At 58.5% G+C, this 20,812-nt stretch carries 17 protein-coding genes; 5 read left to right on the top strand and 12 right to left on the bottom strand.

Features of this window, described 5'->3' with window-relative positions; translation table 11 throughout:
- Positions 1-162: 162 nt before the first annotated feature.
- The 6 genes from IB267_RS33925 to IB267_RS16665 all read right to left on the bottom strand — a co-directional run bounded on the left by IB267_RS33925 (position 163) and on the right by IB267_RS16665 (position 5,285).
- Positions 163-453 carry a hypothetical protein gene (locus tag IB267_RS33925; protein WP_192449245.1) on the bottom strand — a complete coding sequence of 97 codons (291 nt, stop codon included), beginning with the start codon at positions 451-453 and terminating at the stop codon, positions 163-165.
- Between the two features lie 232 nt (positions 454-685).
- A complete protein-coding gene (locus IB267_RS16685; RefSeq protein WP_192448607.1) occupies positions 686-1,309 on the bottom strand; it encodes a GNAT family N-acetyltransferase in 624 nt (207 codons plus the stop codon).
- 61 nt (positions 1,310-1,370) lie between these two features.
- Complete coding sequence (locus IB267_RS16680) at positions 1,371-2,780, bottom strand: hypothetical protein (RefSeq protein ID WP_246810679.1); 1,410 nt, start codon at positions 2,778-2,780, stop codon at positions 1,371-1,373.
- Between the two features lies 1 nt (position 2,781).
- Positions 2,782-3,849: a class I SAM-dependent methyltransferase gene (locus tag IB267_RS16675; protein WP_192448606.1), complete on the bottom strand. Its 1,068-nt coding sequence runs from the start codon at positions 3,847-3,849 to the stop codon at positions 2,782-2,784.
- Between the two features lie 166 nt (positions 3,850-4,015).
- Entirely contained in the window at positions 4,016-4,774 is a 759-nt protein-coding gene (locus tag IB267_RS16670) for a LuxR family transcriptional regulator (protein ID WP_192448605.1), read from the bottom strand.
- A 199-nt stretch (positions 4,775-4,973) separates the two neighbouring features.
- Positions 4,974-5,285, bottom strand: a complete 312-nt coding sequence (locus IB267_RS16665) for a DUF736 domain-containing protein (RefSeq protein WP_192448604.1) — start codon at positions 5,283-5,285, stop codon at positions 4,974-4,976.
- A 450-nt stretch (positions 5,286-5,735) separates the two neighbouring features.
- Here IB267_RS16665 and IB267_RS16660 point away from each other — a divergent pair, with 450 nt between their 5' ends.
- Positions 5,736-5,939: a hypothetical protein gene (locus tag IB267_RS16660; RefSeq protein WP_192449316.1), complete on the top strand. Its 204-nt coding sequence runs from the start codon at positions 5,736-5,738 to the stop codon at positions 5,937-5,939.
- A 219-nt stretch (positions 5,940-6,158) separates the two neighbouring features.
- Here IB267_RS16660 and IB267_RS16655 read toward each other — a convergent pair whose 3' ends face one another.
- The 3 genes from IB267_RS16655 to IB267_RS16645 all read right to left on the bottom strand — a co-directional run bounded on the left by IB267_RS16655 (position 6,159) and on the right by IB267_RS16645 (position 9,106).
- Positions 6,159-7,010, bottom strand: coding sequence for a DUF932 domain-containing protein (locus IB267_RS16655; protein WP_192448603.1), 852 nt, complete (start codon positions 7,008-7,010; stop codon positions 6,159-6,161).
- A gap of 1,010 nt (positions 7,011-8,020) precedes the next feature.
- A complete protein-coding gene (locus IB267_RS16650; protein ID WP_192448602.1) occupies positions 8,021-8,605 on the bottom strand; it encodes a tyrosine phosphatase family protein in 585 nt (194 codons plus the stop codon).
- Positions 8,606-8,737: 132 nt separating this feature from the next.
- Complete coding sequence (locus IB267_RS16645) at positions 8,738-9,106, bottom strand: SIS domain-containing protein (RefSeq protein WP_192448601.1); 369 nt, start codon at positions 9,104-9,106, stop codon at positions 8,738-8,740.
- Positions 9,107-9,615: 509 nt separating this feature from the next.
- On the opposite strand from IB267_RS16645, the gene IB267_RS16640 reads away from it, so the two are divergent.
- From IB267_RS16640 to IB267_RS33135, 4 genes are all read left to right on the top strand, one after another.
- On the top strand, positions 9,616-9,792 hold the full coding sequence (locus IB267_RS16640) for a hypothetical protein (RefSeq protein ID WP_192448600.1): 177 nt from the start codon (positions 9,616-9,618) through the stop codon (positions 9,790-9,792).
- Between the two features lie 250 nt (positions 9,793-10,042).
- A complete protein-coding gene (locus IB267_RS16635; RefSeq protein ID WP_371742586.1) occupies positions 10,043-11,740 on the top strand; it encodes a diguanylate cyclase in 1,698 nt (565 codons plus the stop codon).
- Between the two features lie 343 nt (positions 11,741-12,083).
- On the top strand, positions 12,084-12,386 hold the full coding sequence (locus IB267_RS16630) for an alkylphosphonate utilization protein (protein ID WP_192448599.1): 303 nt from the start codon (positions 12,084-12,086) through the stop codon (positions 12,384-12,386).
- Between the two features lie 640 nt (positions 12,387-13,026).
- On the top strand, positions 13,027-13,353 hold the full coding sequence (locus tag IB267_RS33135) for a hypothetical protein (protein WP_210335894.1): 327 nt from the start codon (positions 13,027-13,029) through the stop codon (positions 13,351-13,353).
- Positions 13,354-17,350: 3,997 nt separating this feature from the next.
- Here IB267_RS33135 and IB267_RS16620 read toward each other — a convergent pair.
- From IB267_RS16620 to repC, 3 genes are all read right to left on the bottom strand, one after another.
- Entirely contained in the window at positions 17,351-17,572 is a 222-nt protein-coding gene (locus IB267_RS16620) for a hypothetical protein (RefSeq protein ID WP_192448597.1), read from the bottom strand.
- A gap of 75 nt (positions 17,573-17,647) precedes the next feature.
- Positions 17,648-18,532: a hypothetical protein gene (locus IB267_RS16615; RefSeq protein ID WP_246810677.1), complete on the bottom strand. Its 885-nt coding sequence runs from the start codon at positions 18,530-18,532 to the stop codon at positions 17,648-17,650.
- Positions 18,533-19,412: 880 nt separating this feature from the next.
- Positions 19,413-20,624, bottom strand: a complete 1,212-nt coding sequence (repC, locus tag IB267_RS16610) for a plasmid replication protein RepC (protein ID WP_192448596.1) — start codon at positions 20,622-20,624, stop codon at positions 19,413-19,415.
- Positions 20,625-20,812 lie beyond the last annotated feature (188 nt).

Here is a 20,812-nt window from a genome sequence, read left to right as displayed (position 1 = left end):
GCCCTATCCCCGACTTGTACCGCAACGCCGACCAGGAGCGCCGCGAGCTTAACCGCAGCACTGGAAACGCGCCAACTTCATTCGACGCCCTCGCGCGCCAGACCAATAATATACCACCCTGTCACCTCCCTGCGACGTGCGGTAGACTAACTCACCCCCGGCTCATTCCCTTTCAACGAGGATGATGCGCAGCGCCCGAATGGCGTCCGCTGCGTCGATCAGGGTATCCTTGATGTCCTCGATGGATAAATCTCTGACGCGGGCAGATGCGATACCCAAATTGATCACCACATCGTTTTTGCGCCGGTTGCCTGCAACGCCGGCTTGCTCGCGCATATCGCGGATCGTAGCGACCGATCGATCGAGGAGCCGACTTACTTCGGAGGGCGTTAGCTTCTCGACCTCATTCGCAGCTCTGATCAGTTCGGAAACAAATGCGGTCGTTTGAAACATGGGAACCCGAGAATTCATAAGCAATGCATCCAACGTGCGGATCTGTCTCGCACGTCGGTTTTTCCTTTTAAGCATCATGACGCGGTCGGAGCGACCTTCTGATCTTGCACGATCCCTCACTTCAGCCGATCTTTTGCGACGTTGTTTGCGGTCAAAAAGAAGCCCCGCCTTTTGAGGCGAGGCGAGGATCGCATCCATATGGCTCGATGGACGCGGGCAACTTTAGGAGAAGCTACCGAACGGACGAAGGGAAGGTCTGTTTCTGTGATTCCGGTACGGTTCGGAGAAAAATCTCGCCGGGACCAAACGGCGGCGCCAACCGAAGAACCATAATCAACTCATCGTGCTTGCTGCCATGGCCGATAAAGCCGTCGGGAATGCGGCCAACCGCCATGAAACCCTGGCGCTCATAGAAGCGGATTGCCTGCGAATTCTCCGCGTTCACGGCAAGCTCGAGCTGAAGAATTCCGTGCGCCTGCGCGTGATCTGCCACCTCTCGCAAGAGATTTGCCGCAACCCCGCTACCGCGCTCGCACTTTCGAACATAGACGCTGACAAGCTTCGCGCGGTGGGCCATTTTCCGCGCATTCTCAAACCTCAGCCCCATCATGCCCACCGATTGCCCATCCTGAAACGCGACAAACACCGGCTGGTTTAGATGTTGACGCCATTGACGATCGGAGAGTGAAGCCCAGTCCGCAAACACGCTCGCATAGGAAAATGGTTCGTGCGAAAGCGCCTCCAGGCGCATCCGCCGAAACACATCCACGTCCTTGGGGTACAATCGTCTGACGACCAATCCGTTGTCAGGCACATTGGCCTCCCTAAAATCACCGGTTCGTCCTGACCTGCTCATGCATGTGTCTCTCTGAGGAATGAACCTGCCTCGGCGGCTAGGCTGTCGCATCGCTCTGCGCTTATTGACCCGACCACTGCCATTCGGTGGATGCCGAGTTGATGGTTCCTCGCGCTGTATTCGCTGACAGGTCTGCCCAGAGCGGGTCGCGCGTGAAACTCTCGAGATCACCGGCCGCCTGGACTAAGGGCATCTTCCGGTATCGCGAAAGGAGCGCCGCCGCACCATCCAAAAGTCCGATCCCGCCGAATGGGTCAGTGCCATCCGGTTTCAAGACGCGGTGTCCCCAAAGCCCCGGCAGACGGTCGCGACGCATCTCTTCCCAAACTTCCAACTCGCCCGATCGCGCAAACGCTTTGGCAGCGAGGTAACGCATGAGTGGGTAGTAAATGACCTGGCGACATCCACCGAGAACGCGCACGCCCGGCATGATGGAAGTCACCAGAAACACCAAGAAGAGATTTGGCGCCAGCACGCGTTGTCGAAGCGCCGCCACGAGACTTTCCGGTCGGAACTGGACTTCGAAGTCCGCTTGGTTTTTCGTTCGCAGCACGTTGTCGCGGAGACGAAGGGGAACAATTCTGCCTTTGTCAGTACCCCAAAAGAAATCTGTTGTTCGGCGGACCCATCCCTTCCAGGGGCCCGTGTTCAATTGATCGATCGTGTCCAAGACGCTCTCGGCAACCGCACGATTTCGGATGAAGCCTGCCGACAGCCACGATGCGGGGTCTTCGAGGTGATCTGCAACCAGGTCTGCTATATCGAGATCGTCAAGCTGAAGCAGCTTGACGGAAGAAGACAGCCTGCGGCGCCACAGCATCTGATTGGCGCCCCCGATCGCGTCGGCAGCAGAAGCAAATTCACCTGAAGGAAGCTCGCAGAGGAGGTGAGCGGCGGCGGCGTTCGGCGCCAATTGGCCTTGAGCGTTCGTCAGCGCAAAACGGTATGGTCCGCTCAAACCGCAGACGCTGAATGAATCCATCCGGCTTCGCGGCAATCCGAAGACATTGAGCGCCTCACCCTCAAGCCAGAGCCAGCCGGGGCCTTTCTTCGCCTTTTCCGCGAAACTGACAGTCGAGGCATGATAGGTGATGTACCACTCAAGCCCGTGCGCTTCGAGACCCATCAGGCTGAACAAATGCGTGTAGAGCGCGACGGGCTCGGGCAGCAAAAAGCAGTGCGGACCCGTCTGAAGAACCGGCGCGGACGCCAACTGGTGGCTAGCCCTTCGGGCTTCTTCGTCAGCGAAACCGGATCTGCGCGCCGCCCGCTCGACGCATCGACACAACAGTTCCATGGCATGTAGGCGTACCCGACACGCTGCCTGAACCTTGACGGCGTCGAAGACTGTCGCCGCGTAATCCTCCAGCGGACGTTCCCAGCATGGGCCCATATGCGGCATGAGATCGGACATGGCATGACGCACGTCGCCAGCGCTGCAAAGTTTTCCGTCGGCAAGAGAAGCGGTCATTTCAGGAGGCCTGTCGCCTCGGCGCGAGTGACGCCATGGTGTTCGCGCTGCGCCAGCTGAGCTCAGGCGCCAATGGTTCAGCTTCGGTATCGACGAGTATGACCGGCAAACGCTCGTAACAGTAGCCCGGCGGGATCGCCGGCTTCAGCATCAACGAAACCAGCTCCAACGTGGCGGTTCGCGAATTGGACGACACGATCGTGTAGAAATTCCCGCTGTTCCACGTTACCACCGAATAGCGAAAAAAGGTCCCGAGAGCAGCTGCCGTCGTGGCCAGATCAACCTGAAGACCCGTCATCGTATTGAGAACTTCATCCTTCTTCTTGGAGATGTCGCCAGCCGAGAAGTAGCGCGTTTTGAAGAGCTCGTCCTTTTGGCGTTCTCGTTCCTCGTAGGTGTCAGGGTCCTCATGCGCGAGCTTCTGGACCTGCACGAGGACGCCGCCCGGGCGAATGCGGGGAACGACGAAGTCCAACTGCCTTATCCGGTCACGGTCGTACATCTGGAAAGTTGTGTCCTCCAAGAGCACGTCGAATCCGGCCTGAAAGGCAAAAAGTTCTGGATCCGACAGGTATCTGTCGTCGGTAAGATCAAAGAATGGACCATGGAAGAAGTGCGCATGTTCGCTTCCCCGCTTTGCAACGAATGACACCCGATTGGCGGCAGTCGGGCTGCAGCAGAGAGCTTCGATCCGCCCATTGCCGAGCGTTGCAAGTGCGCGCGCAAGGCATCCGGTCCCTGTCCCGAGCGTATATATTGTCGCCGGCGAAGCGCTCCGGCTCCAGGCCCGCAAGGCAAAGGCGAGGATCGCCGCTCCCAGGCGCGCTTCCTCCTCAAGGCGATAGGGAATGCTGGCGAAGTAGTGGCTATCGAAGTGCCCCCAAAGACGCCGGTGCGTATCTGTAAAGACCGCAGCCTCCAGGTCAAAGTCGAGGAGGCTCATGTCAATTTTTGGCTGAGCAAGGTCCGGAGCTCCGGACTCACCGCGTGCGGTTCTTTCAAAGAAGCCTGCAAACGCCGTGAGCCTCGGCGCACTCCGCCACTGATTAATCGTTGTCCGATCCACCATGACCATCTCCCGTTACAGCGCTCGGTGCAAGTCGACCTCAGTCGGCAAGCACCGCAACCGCAGGTAAGTTCTGGTGCATTTGTGAACCCGGACGGGGGGATAGCCAATCTACCGAAATCGGTAGGCCAGATTGGCGAAAGTTGCGGGATTGGGCAGGTTGGATCGTTCAGAACCTGATCAATTCGAGGAAGCTTGCCCGGGCAACAGCATGATAGCTGGTCACAGCGCCAAGTTTCAGCCTCGCGGAGCGAAGATACAATTTGACGGAATTCTCGGAGATTCCGAGATCCGCAGCTATCTGTTTGGAGATCCGACCCATCGCGAGTAGCCGCAGACACTGGCTCTCGCGCCCGGATAGCTTTCGAATGCGGTCGAACTTGCGATAGCCGACAACCTCAAACACTGTCTCGTGGAGATAGTGAGATAGAATTTGCATTTCGTGGATGCTTGAATCGCGTAGTCGCGTCCATTCTCGCCTAGGGAGCCTGGAAGTCACTGTGAATAGACTACGTTCGCCATTCGAGCCTCGAACTGGAACCGTCAGCCCTTGTGAGCCGATCCCATACGACCGCGCCTCCTTAAACAATCGGCGGGCCCGACCCGAACGCCGGTCAAGGGACGACCAATCTAACGGAAGAAAGCCCCACCGCATGACGTCGATCACCGGGTCTATGTCGAAATAGCCGTTATCAACATATCTCGCCGCCCATGCGTCTGGATAGGTCGTGGCGTAATAGGGGTAGGCACTCGAGCCGCCTCCGGCACGGACCACCAGAAATGTCATGTGCGCCACATTGTATTGCGCGCAAAGTTCGCCAAGTGCGGGGTGGACGTCCTCACGGTGGTTCACCGCCCGCAGCGTTCTCAAGCACGAAGACAATCTGCGGTGGTCGAATAGGGGAAGAAGATTTCGTCTGCCGGTCATTTCATACTGCGCTTCAGATCGGAATTCTGGATCATAGCGGCCGTATTTCGACCGCGAAATTGTAGGATTCACCAACGATGCCAGGAAGCAGCACGCATTCCTGATTTCGGCCGGCGTTGCTTAATGTCCTGTTCGATGGCCATTGTCGGCGCCCGGCGTTGAAAGAGGGGCCCCGCCTGACGGCGGGGCCTGCTGCTTGTTAGTCCCGGATGGAGCGCGACCAGATCAGCTGGTAGCCATCTTCACCTTCGACTTCCGCAAGCGTCGCGTAGATTGGAGCGGGGAAGCTTGGATCGTCGAGCTTGACCGAGAGGTAGTCGCGACCGGTCTGCTCGGAGGTCTTCTGCCAAGCCGCTCCGAACTCGACGTTACCCGCGTAGATGCGGAAGTGCGGGCCTTTGTCGGAGGGAGATTCAATCCGGGCGATGCGGGCCTTGACGTTGAGCGCCAGGGTGCGGATCGAGCCGGTAAAGCCGTTTTCGGAGGAGGAGAAAGAGCCAATGGTTGCCATGTCGAATTTCCTTTCTGTTGTTTCGGGCCGCGCCCTTCGCGGCCTCGATGGCTGTCGAAAGGACCGGGGACGATCGGACCGCACCCATTGGGCCGCAATGAAATGGAGGACGGCAAGGCACACTTTTGTTGGCTGGCACGGAATGGCGGCCCGAGCCGCCAGGGGCAAGAAAAGTGCGCTTGCCGTTGCGGAAGAACGATCGAGGCGCCAGCCGTTTTCCGGTCAGACACGCCTCATCGAGGCCGCGGAGGGAGGACCGTAACGGGAAAGAAACGCGGCAATAGTGACGAAGCAGGTCCAACAGTGGTCCAGAACGTTCAGCGGCTCTCCAGTTCCAGCAATGCCGTCGGAACCGACGTTCGCCATTGCTATCTCCATCCTCGATCAAGGCAGAGCTGCGAATGCCTCCACACGAGATCGTTCGATAGCGGTTCGTGGCCCGGAGGAGATATGCGTCAGCAGACAAGACCGTTCATCGTCGAAATCAAGCAGTCCAGAAAACCGCGGGACAAGACGCAGAAGGCGTCGATCTGGGGTAAACTGGACGTGCGCCTATCCGACGAGCCGCCTGCAATGATCTCGACAGAACAGGGTCCATCGGAGGCCCTCGATCCCGGCGATCAACTCCACAGCAAGCGCCCTTCAGTTGCCTGACGGATGCCAAAGCGCGGCACCAATCCGAAGCTCCCGTGCCGACCGCCTTCGACAGACCAGTCAAAACTCTCCAGTTCAATACGGGCGGCCTCACTGCTGATAGGTTTCCGGGTGGGCAGGGGAGTTTGAGGGGCGGGGCTTTGGGGCGCCCCTCAAGACACGGGATGGCCTCGCGTCCAGTTGGGTTACCGAACGCGAGGATTGTCAGCGGATCGAAGGTCAGCGGTGCAGCAACGCGGCCATCCTCTCCCCAATGAGCCAAAGAGCCTTGTTGAGTTTGATGTCCTGATCGATGCCGTTGATCGGGCGCGATGTCGATCGGCGCGCTCTGCCGAATTCGTCACGCCTTACACCGCGCAAACCGCCTTTGATGCTGTTCTCCTGCACGACATTCCACACGGTCCACAGATCTTCGGCCCGGTCCTCGATACGGCGAGGCACCAGCAATTGCTCTGATTTGATCGGGTTCGCCGCCACGCCTGCGGCGTCGCCAAATCGGACGAGATGTGCAGCTTCGGCCAAGACCTCCCTCTCCTCACGCCCCATTTTCAAGCCTGACCAGTCCTGCGGCGCCGCGAGAGTGCGTTCCGCCTCCCCCAGTACGCGATAGGTACCCTCGATCACCTTGCCTTGGACATCACCGGAATGTCGGACCTTGATCGCGTCGATTGTTCCCGTTTGCGCAACTAGCGAGTTGAGGCAGCACACGCGGAAAAGGCCTGCGAGCAACTCGTACGCACTTGTTCCGTCATTGGCGTTCTTCAGGAGGATTTCGCAAACGGTATCTCCGACGTGATAGACGTTGCCATCATCGAGACGGCGAAGCCGGATGAGGTGCTTTGTAAAGTTCGCCTTTCCTTCCGTCCGGCTAACAGACTGGCGCGCTCCGACCGGCATGAAGCCCTCCTTTATGAGAGCGCGGAGGATCTCAATTGTTGGGATCGGCTTGAAGCGCTCGGAGCGGCTTTCATGCGCCGAGGTTGCAAATATCGAGGGTGCGATGGCACGCATCTCGTCAACGGTGAGGGCACGACCTGTGTCGAAGCGGGCAGTTTTGGCGTAGATGCTCATTGTCATTTCTCCTTTTCCGTCGGACCGCGAAGCAGGCCGCGTCCTGCTTCCCGGGGCCGCGCGAGCGGTGGGGACGGAGGGGGAAAACAGTCTTTGCGGGGAACCGCCTGCACGAAAGCGCAAGCGAAGGAAGGTGGGCGAAAGACTGTTTGGGGGAGAGAAGGGGCAAAGCCCCTCGGCCCCCTCGACCGATGGCTCGATCGGTCAACCAAAAACGAAGCGTATCGGAGCTTTCAGCACAGCGCCGCGTCAGCGGGAAAGCGGGAATTCGCGTCGCGCAAAAGGCGGGAAAAGGGCCGCCGCAGGAGCTTCAACATAGTGGTCCGAAGGAGAAGCGGGACCGACTGCCCCCGTCCGTTGCGTTCCACATTTGGTCGACGCATCAACGCCGTGCCGGAACTGCGCAAGGACGACGCTGTCGCGGCGTGCCGTGCCGGCGCGCTCGGCATCTTTGTTCCAAATGCGAGTACACACGATTCATTCAGAACTTGCTGCGTGGCTCGGAACGAGGAGCGCAAACTTCAGCGTGAACGACTTCACATGCCAGCGATGATCGAGGATGCGGGCGCGCTGCTTGAGGCGCACGATTGCGCGTCACGAACGCGTGCTCGGCCTTTTGACGGGAGGAAGAGACCTCACCACCAGCATGGACGGTGATCCGTTTCCAGACGTGTTGGTCCATCTAGCGGCCGAAGCGGAAGGAAGTTGTCTTTTGGCACCCCGACGACCATTGCCGAGTATCAGGATCGCAAAGCCCTCAAACTGGCGTCACAGAAAGCAAGCCGCCACGGCTTCGACAGATCAACCTGCTTTCACCCTTCCGTCGCGCCGATCATGAACGCCGCATTCCCTCGGAGAAAGAGATCGCCCTAAACCCTGAACGCCCTCGGTGGATCTGAGGCCGCGGAGGTCCGGGCCCGCCTTCAAATATGACGAGCACATGGTGAATACTCGGATCATCGAGTGGGCACGCAAGATCCTGCGAAAGGCCTACTAGCCCGCCGTCGACGTCAGCCAAGCATGGCCATCTTCAACTCCGCCTCGCGGCCGAGCGAGGTCATCCATTCGGCAAACTCCGGTCGGCTCTTGATCTGGCGACCGTAGTGGCGGCGAAGCGCGGTGGTGAGTTCGCTTCCGCGGCCGAGCTTTTCATCGGCAAAGCCGATCATCTGAGAGTTCGGCCAAGCCTGCGGACGGATGGCCGCAAGACGGGCAAAGAGGCTCTCGCCTGACGCATCTGGGTTTGCCTGCGCCATCAAAATCAGCATCGCGGCGGTCGAGCGCGACACGCCCATATGGCAATGCACCAGAACATGGCTCGACGCCTGCTTGTTCTCGCGTGCGAGGAAGTCGGCACCAAAGCGCAGGATCGCCTCGACATGGTCCGGGTGAGGCATCACCCGGTCCGGTGCTGCAGCAATGATGTCGTGGAAGCGCAAGGTCGTGCGATGATGCTCGCCGTAAGCGCCGAAGGCCTCCAGTTCCGGGAGTTCAGGATCGACAATCGACAGGACGTGGGTCACGTTCCGACTGCTTTGGCCCGGCAATTCGTCGATCCCACAAACGGTCAGCACTGGAGAAAAAGTCGCTTCCATGTCAATTTTCCTCGGTCCGGTTTATCAAGCGCCTTCCTCGCATTTACGCGCAAGCAGGGCAAAGAGCACGTCCAGCATCACATACATCGGAGCGCGGCCGGTCGGCACGATGAGGGGATGGGTTGAGGCGCGTTAGGCGTTGAGATTGATGTTTTCATCGGCAAGGGAGGCGACGACGGAGCCGCCGGCAGAGATGGAGACTATACGTGCGCCAGCCTTCTTCGCAATCTCCATGTTCGAAATAAGGTAGCTCGTGCGGCCGGAGAAGGAGAGGACGAAGAGCACATCTTCTGCCGTCAGGCGGGGTGCCGAAACCATCTGCAACGTCGGGTCGGAATAGGCAACGCTTGCGACACCGAGCGAGGCAAGGCAGTGTTGCGTTTCGCCAGCGAGGAAGCCGGAGCCGCCATAACCGTAGACGTCGATGCGGCGAGCCCTGGCGAGCAGTTCGACGACACGGCGAAGTGTCTCGAGGTCGAGATCATGACGGGCCTCGCGCAAAGATTCTGCGGCGCGGTTGAAAACGTCATCGACGAGGCTCGTAAACGGGTCGCCGCCAGCTTCGATTTCTGCTATCTGGCGACGGGTAAGGCCGACGCCGGACGATGGGTCTCTCGCTCACAGCACAATCGCTCCGTCGCCAGTTGTTTCGAAGCGTTCCCATCGGCGTGGATCCGTGATCCCCACTCTGATGTGTCAAAGCGGGTGGTCTCAGCCAGGCGATGAAAGTTTCTAAAGCCCGTTGCGGGAACAAGAGCGAGGCGCAGCCGTTCTACAATCAGACCTGCCTCATCGCGCCCGCCCATGAAGCCGCGGCTGAGGGGAAGGGGATTTGACAGTGGCGATGCGCGCACTCACGCCCCTACTCGAATAGAAGCAGCGCGCTGCAGCACACTGCCACAGCCACAACGAATACTCGCACGTTTCTCGCACGACCTTCGGGCAAGGTTCGCTAGCGAGACCAATGCGTTGCGAAAGAGTTGCGTTGCGATTCGTCGCCTGGAGGAAAAATGCGTCAGCAGACAAAACCGTTTATCGTTGAGATCAAGCATTCCCGAAAGCTGAAACCCAACGGCGAAAAACTATCGATCTGGGGGAAACTGGATTTGAGCGTTGCCGAGGAGCACGTGGCATCCGAGAACCCAGTAGAGGCACCGGCCGCCATCGAAAGCGGCGTCCGACCTTAGCGCCGCGATTGGCGCAAATCCTCAAGAGCCATCTCAAACCTCTGTCGTGTGCGGCTGCAGCCCATAACGAAGCGCGGCCGCACGCCAGAATTCAAGGGTCGCCGTTCGCGTTCAGGCGCTATTGCTGGATCGGCGCATTTCAACGCGCCTCGCCGAGCCGATAACAGACACTCTTTTTGCGAAGCTTAATGGTATCGAAAGCGTCTGGTTATACCAAAGCCTCATGCGTGGGGGTGGGTTTCGAAGTCTTGTGTTGGCAGTATTTCTGCTTTTGTTGATGCTGACGCACCTGGGCGTTGGATCGACCCACGCTGCTGATTCCAGCAACATTCGCAATTCCTGCTGGGCATCCGGCCGCATCTCGGAGAACGTCATTACCATAGCTTTGGCAGCGGAGCGGTGGTTCTGTGATGACCGGAAATTCTCGATTGATTCCGAGCGAGTGCTGCTTCGCTTCGATCTTAGACCGGGTGATCACCTACCTCGATACTTTCTCTCGAGGCGGAGCGCTCTCGAGGCGGTGCATCTGCTTGCAATCGACCAGGACGGCGCGGTGCGGCAAGCCTCCGTTTCCGCAGCAGCGTTGCCCAGCTCAATGGCCGGCGGGTATTTCAAGGCTCCCCTGCCTGGCGTGACCGATGCGACGCGGCAAGTCGTCGTCGCCATCGACTTGCCTAGCCACCGGATGACACTGGAGCGAGCATATCTGGCACCAGAGGATGTCGCAGGCAACAGCATCGAGGATATGCAACCCCTAATGATCGTTGCAGGCCTTGCGGGCATGCTCGCCATGCTTCTGATCTTCAATGGGGCGTTCTATCGGATCCTGCGCGAATCTTTTATTCTCTGGCACTCGGCTCTGACGCTCTCGTTGCTGATGACCATTCTGACCTCATCAAGCTTGTCAGTTGTCTTCTTCGACCCGCCCGCCATGACGTTGAGCTGGATGACCACCTTGCTCTTCGGGATGACGGTCGCATCAGGAGCGATGTTCACGTACAGCTTCATCGAACCTGGACTGATGCATCCTGCACTACGGCGTCTGCTGCCCTATTGCGCGGCATCGGCATTGTTCCTGAGTGCGTTTCACGCGGCATTCCCGTTCGTTGCTCGGCCAATACAATCGACGGCGTACACGGCTTCGTTTGCACCGATCCTCATCATTTTCATACTGTCGATGATCGACGCGTTGCGCCGCGGGAGTCGCGCGGCAAAATTTCAGGCAGTCGGATATACGCCAATGGTCGCGGTCGGGTTGATCCGTCTTGTGACGGGCGTCGTCCCCTGGTTCGAGAGCATCGACGCCACGCTCGCATTTTATACTGGCTGTCTATTCGAAGCCCTCTTCACCACGCTCGGCGTAGCTGATCGCTTCGTGACCATGAAGCGAGAGCGAGATCGCGCACGCATCGAAGCTGATCTGCTTGAGCGGCTTTCCGAAACAGACCCGTTGACGGGCTTGCTCAATCGGCGGGCTATTGAGGGACAATTCGCACAGCTTCGAACTGAAGGCTTTGCAACATTGGCGGTCATTGACGTTGATCATTTCAAGTCAATCAATGACGTAAACGGACATGTCGTTGGTGATGCCGTACTCAAGGCTGTCGCCAGTGCCTTCCAGCCTGGGCCGGACGTGAGGGCATACCGTCTTGGTGGTGAAGAGTTTGTGCTACTCACGCGCGGCAATGGCGCCGCCACATTGGCCGAACGCCGGCGGCAGGCGATTCCGGCAATCGTCGCAAATGTCGTTCCCGGTCTCAAGCGGCCCGTAACCGCCAGCATGGGAGTGACGGATGCCCTCGGCGATGAAGATTTCGAGAAACTCTATGAACGGGCCGACAAACTGCTCTACGAAGCAAAGAGTGCGGGCCGAAATCGAACGCGGAGTGCCGTCAAGGCAGCGACGGATCAGGAAATCTTTGCGAGAGAACAGGCCTTCGCCGACTAGAGAACTCACTGTGCTGCACGAACTCGGGCGGAGTTTTCCAGGATCTGAAGCGTGAACTTGCTTTTGGCGTGAACGGGGCACTAAACGACAGTGTTTTGCCAATCCACTGGCCGTGGAACGGACGACCGCTTGTCTAAGCCGCAGCAAAACCGAGCGACGAGCCGAGACGGGACCTTACCTGATGCCCCCTAAAGGGATGTGGCGACCGAGCCGCCTCCGTCTAGCCCCGATGGGGGAGCCGTTACATTTGCGTCAGAACCGCAGAAGAGGTAGGGGTGCACCCCAATGGCAGCGGCCGCGAACGCGACCGCCGCAATATCCGAAGAAACATGCAAGGCAGACCATGAGCGACCAGAACGACGACTATGTGTACGACGATGTAACGGGTGAGTGGCGGCCAGCCTCCGAACTTGCTACCGAAAAAGCAAAAGCCGCCGAGGTACGCGATGCGTCAGGCACCGTCCTTGCAGATGGTGACTCGGTCGTTCTGATCAAGGATCTCAAGGTCAAGGGTGCCGGGCAAACGCTGAAGCAGGGAACGGTGATCAGGTCTATCCGGCTGACTGATAACCCTGAAGAAATCGATTGCCGCCATGAGACAATCAAAGGTCTCGTTCTGCGCACCGAGTTTGTTCGCAAGCGCTAGGCGATCGCAGGGTCGCCGGTGAACGGCAGCCCTGCTTCCATCCAACCGCGCGATAATGAACTGTCGTCGGGCGCCGGCGACCGCTCACGCCAAAAACCAAAGGAAAGCGGGCTACCATTCGGCTGCAATGCCAAGGGCGGCATAATCACGCGGCAGCTCAGCGCCGACGTCTTCGAAACCTCCGCCTCAAGGGCCGAGGGAATTTCTCCGCTTCCACGCTCGACGGAAGAGGCAACTCGTATCAGAGCGGCCGTCTCATTCGGATCTCGTGAGAAGAGCGCCGCCCAATGATCAGGCCGCACCCTATGAAGGTCGCGCAGGGCCAACGACCCTCAGTCTGCTCTCCAACAGAGACTTGCTGCCCAGCGCTGAGCTGGCGAAGAGCCACGTTGGAGACAATTGGCCGGCCATGCCCACGCCCTTTTTGGCAGGCTTCATGCACCCTCCGCGGAAAGGCACGAACATTCGATCCGCCTCGCTCGAATCGCCGCGATACGCGCCAAATTCGCCAGGTTCTAACTATCTAATTTCTCTATACGAAAACCCTTCGAAGAAGTTATCAGGCCGTCTACTTCCGTCACCTGGACCGAAATCCATCGCGCCTCACAGCGGCGTCGTCGCCGATGGCCTAGAACTGCCATTGGCGGACGACCAAGCCGCGACGCAAGTGGCCTACAATCACCACGTCCAATTATGGCGCGAGCCTGTTGCCCGCGGTCTCCTCCCCTATCCCGAGTCAAAAGGTCTGCTTCTCGAGATCGTCGTCCACTATCTCTTGCAGATAGTCGACCTTCACGCGCTCAGCCGGCCAACAGATATTTTCGGCGGCAGGCAGCTCAAATCCCTATTGCCACCGGCGCTGCGTCCCGGAACGCAACCAAGACATACCGAAATCCAAGATCGCCGTCATGGCCCAAGTTTCGGCAAGACTGGCAAGCCGCCGGCCACCGTCTATGAGAATGGTTGACAGCAGGGGCGCCACCGCCAAACGGCGAGTTGTCAGCTACCCCGGCAATCGGACGTGGCGGCGTTGCGGATCAGAGATTAAGAAGAACCAGTTCACGCCAGGCCGAGCGACAGGCCCCTCTTCTCTGTCTTTCGACCTGCCCAACCACGAGAAGCGAGCACGACGAACCCGTCATCCCGATCCGCCGACCGATTTCGGCGCAGAACGGCTGGCCCGATGAAGTTCAGATCAAGGAACTGCCCTCACTCCATCGTGTCGATCCAGGAGTGAATGGCGATAGGCGCGCACCCGCGCCGCAGTCGCTCAATGTGAACGCAATGAGCCGCCGCAAACCGTCCGGGCACGATCCCTATGTTGTCGAAATCTATCCCGTGTCCGTGCGATGGCCGCATTGCCCCGGGGTTTTCACATGGAGAGGCGATATTTCCTCAATGTTGGCGCCTGTGAAAAGCCCGCGTCCAGCGAGCCCTTGGCTGTTGTCCGTGAAATGACCGAGTATCGACGCTTACACGGAATCGATGACGGCTGGCAGCGGAACCTTCCCAAAGCAGCACCACCATTTGCCGCGTCAAACCATCCATCAAATCGTTGCCCAGAACGATGAAGTGGAGGAGGCCCTCGCGGACGAACAGCTCAAGAGACGGCTGGCGCACGGCTCTGGCGCTCACAAACAATCAAACATCAGCCGCCACTCTGAGATCCCGAAACGCGACCCGCCTGAAGGCGCCCCCCGCGAAACAAAGCGATCTAACAAGCACCACGGAAGGCCCGAACCTAACCAAAGCGCCGCCAATCTAAGAACCTTATCGCCTCCCCCCCTTATGGCGCGTATAGACGCTGAATGCCTCGATACAGGCTTTTCCCATGCGCTACAGGGATCCGCGAATTTTGTTTGCAAGCGCACTTCCAATCCCCGCCGAACGTTGGAGCAGGACCTATCGAATGTCACAGGGTGAGTTCGAAGCGGCACCAGCGAAGACGGAAGGAGCCCGCGACCTCTTGACCCAAGGACGCCGCAATCCGGCCGAGCGCACCACTCTCGCGCGCGCAATTTCGTCCGCTTGGGCGGATCAATTTCGGGTCACATATCGAAGCGCAGCAAACGCCGGTTTCATCACACACCGGGCCTTCGAGCGCTTACAAAACTGGCTAACAACCGAAGATGTCCCCAGCGAGGATTGCGTCTCAGGTGCGTGGTCGCTACCGGACTCGTCACAGACCTGTATTACCCGTAACCAGGAGACCCGCGAGGATCGCTAGAGAAGCAACCCCCGCGGCGGCGATTTTGTTAGGAACTTCGCAGGCAATCGCGCCAAGCATCCAACATCTCCTTTTTGCTTCCTGAAGCGACTTTCGACAGTGATGCCATCCGTAGCCCAGCATGAAATGGTTGGAACCAGGATCCGGCCCGGTCGACGCGAGATCAATTTGAGACGATCGCCCGCGCCCAACCACCTTCAGACAAACTTCAAACACTCGCGAAGGGCACGGCGTGATCGGTCGCCTTTGCTTCATCTAGCCCAAGCAGACGTCTCATTTAGGAATGGCAGCCCTAGGCAGCCTTTCCTGACATTAGAGGTCGCCACAGGCCGATATCCATGACTTCAACTTCAGACCCAGCTTTCGCCCTTTGCTATCCTTGCCCGATAGCCTAGGAAAGCGGCCAGCACCCGCGCTCATCGCGAGCCGCCTCTGGAATATCCTGAAGCCGCAAGATGGGTTTCTAGCTTCCAATTGAAAGAGATCGGCTTACAAGCTCGTGTTTAGCGGCACGGGTTCCGGACCTTGTCAGCTGACAAGGTCCTTTCGCATTGGATCATCTGTCGCGACTGCGCCCGGATACCCTCAGCCCCGGATTCGACAAAAGCAACATAGAAGCCTTGTCAGCTGACAAGGTCTTCGTACGCCGCATTACGACCACCCAAGCCACATACCCCACCTCGTCTACGAACGCAGTCGGTCGACGGTCGTTCAGTCATCAATACTACCTTTGGTTGCTTACCGCATCTCCGAAGTTGGCAGCACCAGAACCCTAAAGGTCCGAAGAGGTGTCTTGCTCTCAAAGCCCCTGCAATCCCGCCATCACGAAAAAAAGCCCGTGCCGTCGCGTTCACGCGCACAGATCGCCACAGCATCCATCGGGATGCAGGGGCGGGGAGCCCCCTAACGCTTCCAAGATCCCGACAGCACCGGCAAAACCAAAGTCTCGTCAGAGACTTCAAAGAAATTGGTCCGGCAATCGGCGCGCCTTGCCAATAGCCACATCAGATCCCGCGCCCGCCGCTTAAGATTTGAGGTCCCGAAGTCGCCAAGGCTTTCGTGCACTGCCGCGTCGGTTCAATCCTGACGTCTATTCTTGCGGCTCGCCCTCGTGACCCAACACCTACGGGTGGATCGCCCTCGAGTGCTACGGTCCTCATGTCCCGCCGTTGCTATGCCTTCGCTGCATCAACGCACGCAAGGCCCACTCCATCATCTATCCAGTACCTTGTTTCGAAAATGCCCTCGACGCGAAACCCAAACCTTGCATCCCGGGATTTGGCCTCTTTCGATGACCTCGACCAATCCTGCGGGTGCCAACGATCGCTTGGCTTGCTGGCCGTCGTTTTCGTTTCACGATCTTTGACACCATTTCGCGACAGGTATCGCGGCGTGGCCTCCGTAGGCAGCTTGTTCCGAGTTCTTCGGCGCGAAGCCCGGTGTTGGCCTGCGCGAGATAAACAACAGATCAATCAGACCAATTTGTACGCCGTCGCGACCTCTTTTGCAGGAACGTCGAGATGCAAGCAGACACGATCGAGCCCGCGCCAACGCTGCCCAACCCAATGGTTACATTCCGAATACGACCGCTGAAAGATCAGTGCGACCAGATCGTGGAGTCCGACTTCTGGTCGCGCTGGCGACAAGCCGTTGTAGTCGCCCACTTCCGAGCGAGGGATGCGGAGACCCTGAGCCGAGAAATTGGAACCTCCAGACTGACTTGTCGAACAGTGCTGCAGACGAAGGGGAAGGGGGTAGTCCTCTGCGCCTGGTTGACCGCTTGCGAAACGCTAAGGGAGAAGCGGAGTTCACGAAGCTCCTGCCGAAAGCGACCCACATTGCTATTGAACGCAATCAGTCCAGCCTCATGATTAGCCAGGTCATGGCCGGAAGACATGAGAGTCGGAGAAGGGGAGGGCGCTGGCGAGATATACGCAGGGATGTAGCAGATGCCAACTGTCCGACGTCAAAGAGGGTGGATCTCTCAGGTTCTCCAGCCTTCAGTTTCCAAAACCACTAGACGTGAAACGCCCAGCCTGGGTTCGACCGGCCCTTTGGCGATCATCTCGCATTGCTCAGCCGATAGAGATCGCCAATGGAGCTAAAGAGTTCAAGGTTCGATGGCAGAAGTCTTCCGGTAGTTAGCTTCCGCTTCTGCAATAATGGCTTTTATATCATATAGTTAACAAGTGCATAACTTTGGAGCGAACCCAAATCCGAACCTGAGTGGCGATTGCGCTCCTGATTCCGCTCGCTTCGAACCGGTTGCTTGTGCTGGTGGTCGCACGGGCCGCTTCCCTGCTCAGCCGTCGGCATCACAAACGCCGCAAATGCGCGGAACTATCGCTTGAAACGCGCCAAACGCGCGGCTCGTCGAGCCCCCTTTGCGCCGACGAGCCTTCCGGAGATTCTGAGTGTTCAATCTGAACCAGGAGAGCGGTGTTTCCGTCGACCAAGCCGCATGTCGAAACTGCGTCGCTTGCCACCGTCCCTTTTCGTGCAACGATCTCAGGCGTGCAGGAGAATTCACTCGCGGCGCTCGAAGAGCGGGAATGCCGGATTTCCGACCATGCAAAATTGAGCCCAATTGGCCAGCGCTGTTCGGTCCAGTACGCTTCGATATGGCGCCCCACTGACGTCAATTGTCACCAGGTTGGCAGAGTACGGGACAGTGCTCCGGTTCGAGTGAGCGAGCATCGGGTGCAAGGCACCGGGTGATACCTGGATGGCGGCTGCGTCACAAATGGGGGTTTCCACCAGCCGGTAAGCGACGGATCGCTTGAGATCTCGTCAGCCCGTGAAATTGCAGGCTCACCGAAGTCCGCTCGTCATCCGTTTCCAACTTCGCTTGTTGAATTGCCATGACATGTTCGCGGTAGGAGCGGTCGCCCATGCTGTAGCGACCGGACAGTGTCACGTTTCCGCAGTCAGCTGTCGGATAGGCGAGGGCGGTAGCCAATCACACTTTCCGCCAGGGGAGGGCACGACGAGAACGATACCCGCGATCGGCGCCGATCGCGGTCACCGATGCCAATCATTCAAAACTGATGCCGCGAGCTAGGACGTGGTCGGACTTCCCGAGCTCAACCATCTTGATAAGCGTTGCGTTGGACTCGCAGTTTGCCAGCGCTGTCTGAGAACGATCTGGGATAGGCTCCCAGGTATCCGTTTCAGGCAGCCAGACTCGCAGCTGACCGACCGGTTTGAAGCCAAGCTTCAACAGCTCATCCAATGCAATGCCGTGATCGTATCCAACAAGTGGCAGATCTCGGGAAAAGGCGTTACCGGCGAGCAAAACAGCATCCCGAAACGCGGGCGGCGTATCAGACAAACTGAAGATGTTCGAGACGCCTACCGTATGAGAGGACCGGTTCACGATGCAGCCGGCATCAAAGCCATGCCCCGTCGATCGGCCATAGATATGCAGGTCGGGCTCGGAAAGCAGAGAGGTTGGAAAGACGTTGGCATCGGAGGCGCTGCCGGCCTCTTTCCAGGCGCGTTCCCAGCGGTTCAATGCTGTCGCGTCGCGCACGCGTTCCCAGCCTTGGGTCGAGGAAGCGGGTGTTCCGCAAGGTTCGGCCCAAACCCATGACGCCGTAAACAACAGCCGGAATCCCTTGCCGGTCAGATCCAGCGTCGAAAATCCGTCTTTAAGACTGGGCCGCCGTCCCAACCTATCCGTCAGCCGGGCGATCTCGACGAACTGGTCCGCACCACCGTTCGGGTCGAGTGTCGTCATGTTCGAATAGTATGGAGGGGCGATCGCATCGCTGGACCAAAACGTGTCGGTTCGGTGATCAGGCCGTCCATGTGCTCGAAACACCGCCTGATAGAGATCGGCATTGTTGGCCGCGCAAAGCCACGCTTTCTCTTCATCCGAGTGTATCGGGATTTCGGATTGTGAAAGGCTCTCTGTCATACGTACCTGTTGAACTGAATGGCAAACGCCCGACCTGTCCGTTTTTCGCTCGTCTGTCGAGTAGCCACGACAGACGATACACCGCAGTTTCTGTCGATCAAACCCGAGAACAGACAAGCCGCGTTCCGGCCGCCCTTGAAAACTCCCGCCAGCGAAGGCTCGCCCCGCATTCGCGCGACATGACGACAATTACCTCCCTGTCGAAACGACATCTCCGGAGCTGCGCGTTCGAGGATCAACCCTCTGTGCCAACCGCCAACCATCTTTGCCCGATGTCTAAGTTAGACGGCCACATTCCCTCGGGGCCGAATCTGGCCTGATCGCTACGGCGGCTACAGATGTGATCGCGCCATCTAGGTTCGACGACGACAGGTTAGCGACACTCTACCGAAAGTCGGATGGAAGCTTAACTGCATCCCCAGGGGATCTTGCTCAACCTGCCACGAAACGCAGATGACGGAAAATTCCGCACGGCTGGAGAACGGTAGACCGGACGCCGGCATCACCAAGGCTGGCTGCGGTGCTGGCTTGGGTTGGAATGAACTTCAGTGCCGCCTAATCTCGACAAGAGGGGAGGGGACTTGGGTCCGTCGGCAACTCGCCAGCAAGACACCATCCGAGAACGAAACCTGTGAACGACAGGGCCCTTGGGTAATTTCGGCGAGCGCCGCTTCCTGCTCAAGTAGAGCCGGCATCATCCCGCGGGTTTGGCGATGCTCCTCGCAGCACCCATCGCGAAACCGTTATACGGCAGCGGATCATCGCCGCTTCAGATGCGTCACCGCTTTGACAGCTTTCCCGCCTGGTCGCCTATTGATGTCACCCACCCGATGCTTGCGACGTCGCTTTCGTCGCAAGGCGGCGACCGCGCGTTGGAACTCTACCCTGCATTCCGCATCCCGCCGGCCCCGCGCAAGAGCGCCATCAACATCGGACCGAGCGAGAACTCACCGCGCCGCGCCTTCGAGGTCAGATCGCGGAGATAACCGCCCGCAGAATTGATGTGCCCAGCTCTTTCCAGCATGCAGGCAAGCGCCACCGCTGCATTTTCGGGTCCCATCACATCACAGGCATCCTGATAGGCACTCGGGCTGATGCCCAGCATCGAGCGAACGACCACGGCGGCCGCCATGAAGTCGCGCCAGTTCGATATCTCGCCGCTCTGCCCGTAAAGCCCGATCTCAGGGCAGGCCCGCAAAACCATCGCCAATGGGAACGCCTTAAGCGGCTCTGCGGTCAGTCGCTTTTCTCGCTCTGGCTTCGCCCCCAGCTCATTTCGAGAGCTAGGTTCAAGTTCACTAAGGGATTCGGTATTTGAATTCTGTATATGACGCTCAGAACGAGCATCATTGCTGCTCATATTTTGAGAATTTTGCTGATCTTCCAATTGATTGAGGATCTCAGCGCACAGCAGTTCCATTTCTTCGAGCAGCGCCTTGAGGTCATGGATGGATGGAGAGCGCGGCATACGCGCAACGAGGGCCAGGTAAACAGCCTCGATCTTCCCCCAATCGCCGCTCGCCCCCTCCTCTATAGCGGCAGAAATGAGCTTACGTGCGTCTCGGCGCCTGATCGTGAGGGCCTCCTTGGTGCGCCGAAAGAGCGTCCGTTCTGCTGCGACCTGTTGGGCCATTTGAGCAAGTTCCTCCGATCGCGCGAGCAGAGGCGCGAGATCGAAACCGAACGCGTCTTCGACTTCCCCCGACCTGTCCTTGCGAACGTAACGCTTGCCATTCGCGCTGTCCTTGCGAACGATAAGCCCGGCATCAACGAGTGCTGCCAGGTGGCGACGCAAAGTCGCGCCGGCGATGCCATGCGCACGAATTGAAAGCTGAGTATTCGACGGAAAGACGATCAGGGATTGACCCTGGCGAAGGTCGGTCTCGGGATAGAAGCTCAACAGCGCATCAAGGACGGCCAGTGCCCTGTCCTGCAGGCCGAGAAGCGGCCGCGCCTCACAGGCGTCACGAAAGACCTTCCACTTATCCGCCGACTTGTCCGGCGTGATCTCGACGGATGCTACTTGTCGCCTCACCAGCGCAAGCGTCATCGGCCGCCGCCCAAAGGGCGTCGTCACATTTCCACTCTGCATTTTCCCTCACCCTTCAGAAGGCAAAAGAAATCCGCTCACCAAATTAGGTGCCAAAGTCTCTTGACGGGGATTCGTGGAAATGCGATTCTCAGATTGTCCAGATATGAGAGAGGCTTCCACGACGGCAACGTTTGGGGGCCTTTTTCTTTTGCAGCAGTCCTTTCGTGTTCACGTATCCGATTGCATCT

The organism is Ensifer sp. ENS09 (assembly GCF_014852425.1).
GTDB lineage: Bacteria > Pseudomonadota > Alphaproteobacteria > Rhizobiales > Rhizobiaceae > Ensifer.
This window is presented reverse-complemented; position numbering and strand designations above follow the sequence as displayed.

Bases quoted from the DNA above. Each gene is read 5' to 3' on its own strand.
- IB267_RS16650 (WP_192448602.1), bottom strand. From the start codon at position 8,605: ATGGAAGCGACTTTTTCTCCAGTGCTGACCGTTTGTGGGATCGACGAA.
- IB267_RS16660 (WP_192449316.1), top strand. From the start codon at position 5,736: ATGCGTCAGCAGACAAGACCGTTCATCGTCGAAATCAAGCAGTCCAGA.
- IB267_RS33925 (WP_192449245.1), bottom strand. From the start codon at position 453: ATGTTTCAAACGACCGCATTTGTTTCCGAACTGATCAGAGCTGCGAAT.
- IB267_RS16680 (WP_246810679.1), bottom strand. From the start codon at position 2,780: ATGACCGCTTCTCTTGCCGACGGAAAACTTTGCAGCGCTGGCGACGTG.
- IB267_RS16655 (WP_192448603.1), bottom strand. From the start codon at position 7,010: ATGAGCATCTACGCCAAAACTGCCCGCTTCGACACAGGTCGTGCCCTC.
- repC (WP_192448596.1), bottom strand. From the start codon at position 20,624: ATGCAGAGTGGAAATGTGACGACGCCCTTTGGGCGGCGGCCGATGACG.
- IB267_RS16685 (WP_192448607.1), bottom strand. From the start codon at position 1,309: ATGAGCAGGTCAGGACGAACCGGTGATTTTAGGGAGGCCAATGTGCCT.
- IB267_RS16665 (WP_192448604.1), bottom strand. From the start codon at position 5,285: ATGGCAACCATTGGCTCTTTCTCCTCCTCCGAAAACGGCTTTACCGGC.
- IB267_RS16670 (WP_192448605.1), bottom strand. From the start codon at position 4,774: ATGACCGGCAGACGAAATCTTCTTCCCCTATTCGACCACCGCAGATTG.
- IB267_RS16675 (WP_192448606.1), bottom strand. From the start codon at position 3,849: ATGGTGGATCGGACAACGATTAATCAGTGGCGGAGTGCGCCGAGGCTC.
- IB267_RS16615 (WP_246810677.1), bottom strand. From the start codon at position 18,532: ATGACAGAGAGCCTTTCACAATCCGAAATCCCGATACACTCGGATGAA.
- IB267_RS16630 (WP_192448599.1), top strand. From the start codon at position 12,084: ATGAGCGACCAGAACGACGACTATGTGTACGACGATGTAACGGGTGAG.
- IB267_RS16640 (WP_192448600.1), top strand. From the start codon at position 9,616: ATGCGTCAGCAGACAAAACCGTTTATCGTTGAGATCAAGCATTCCCGA.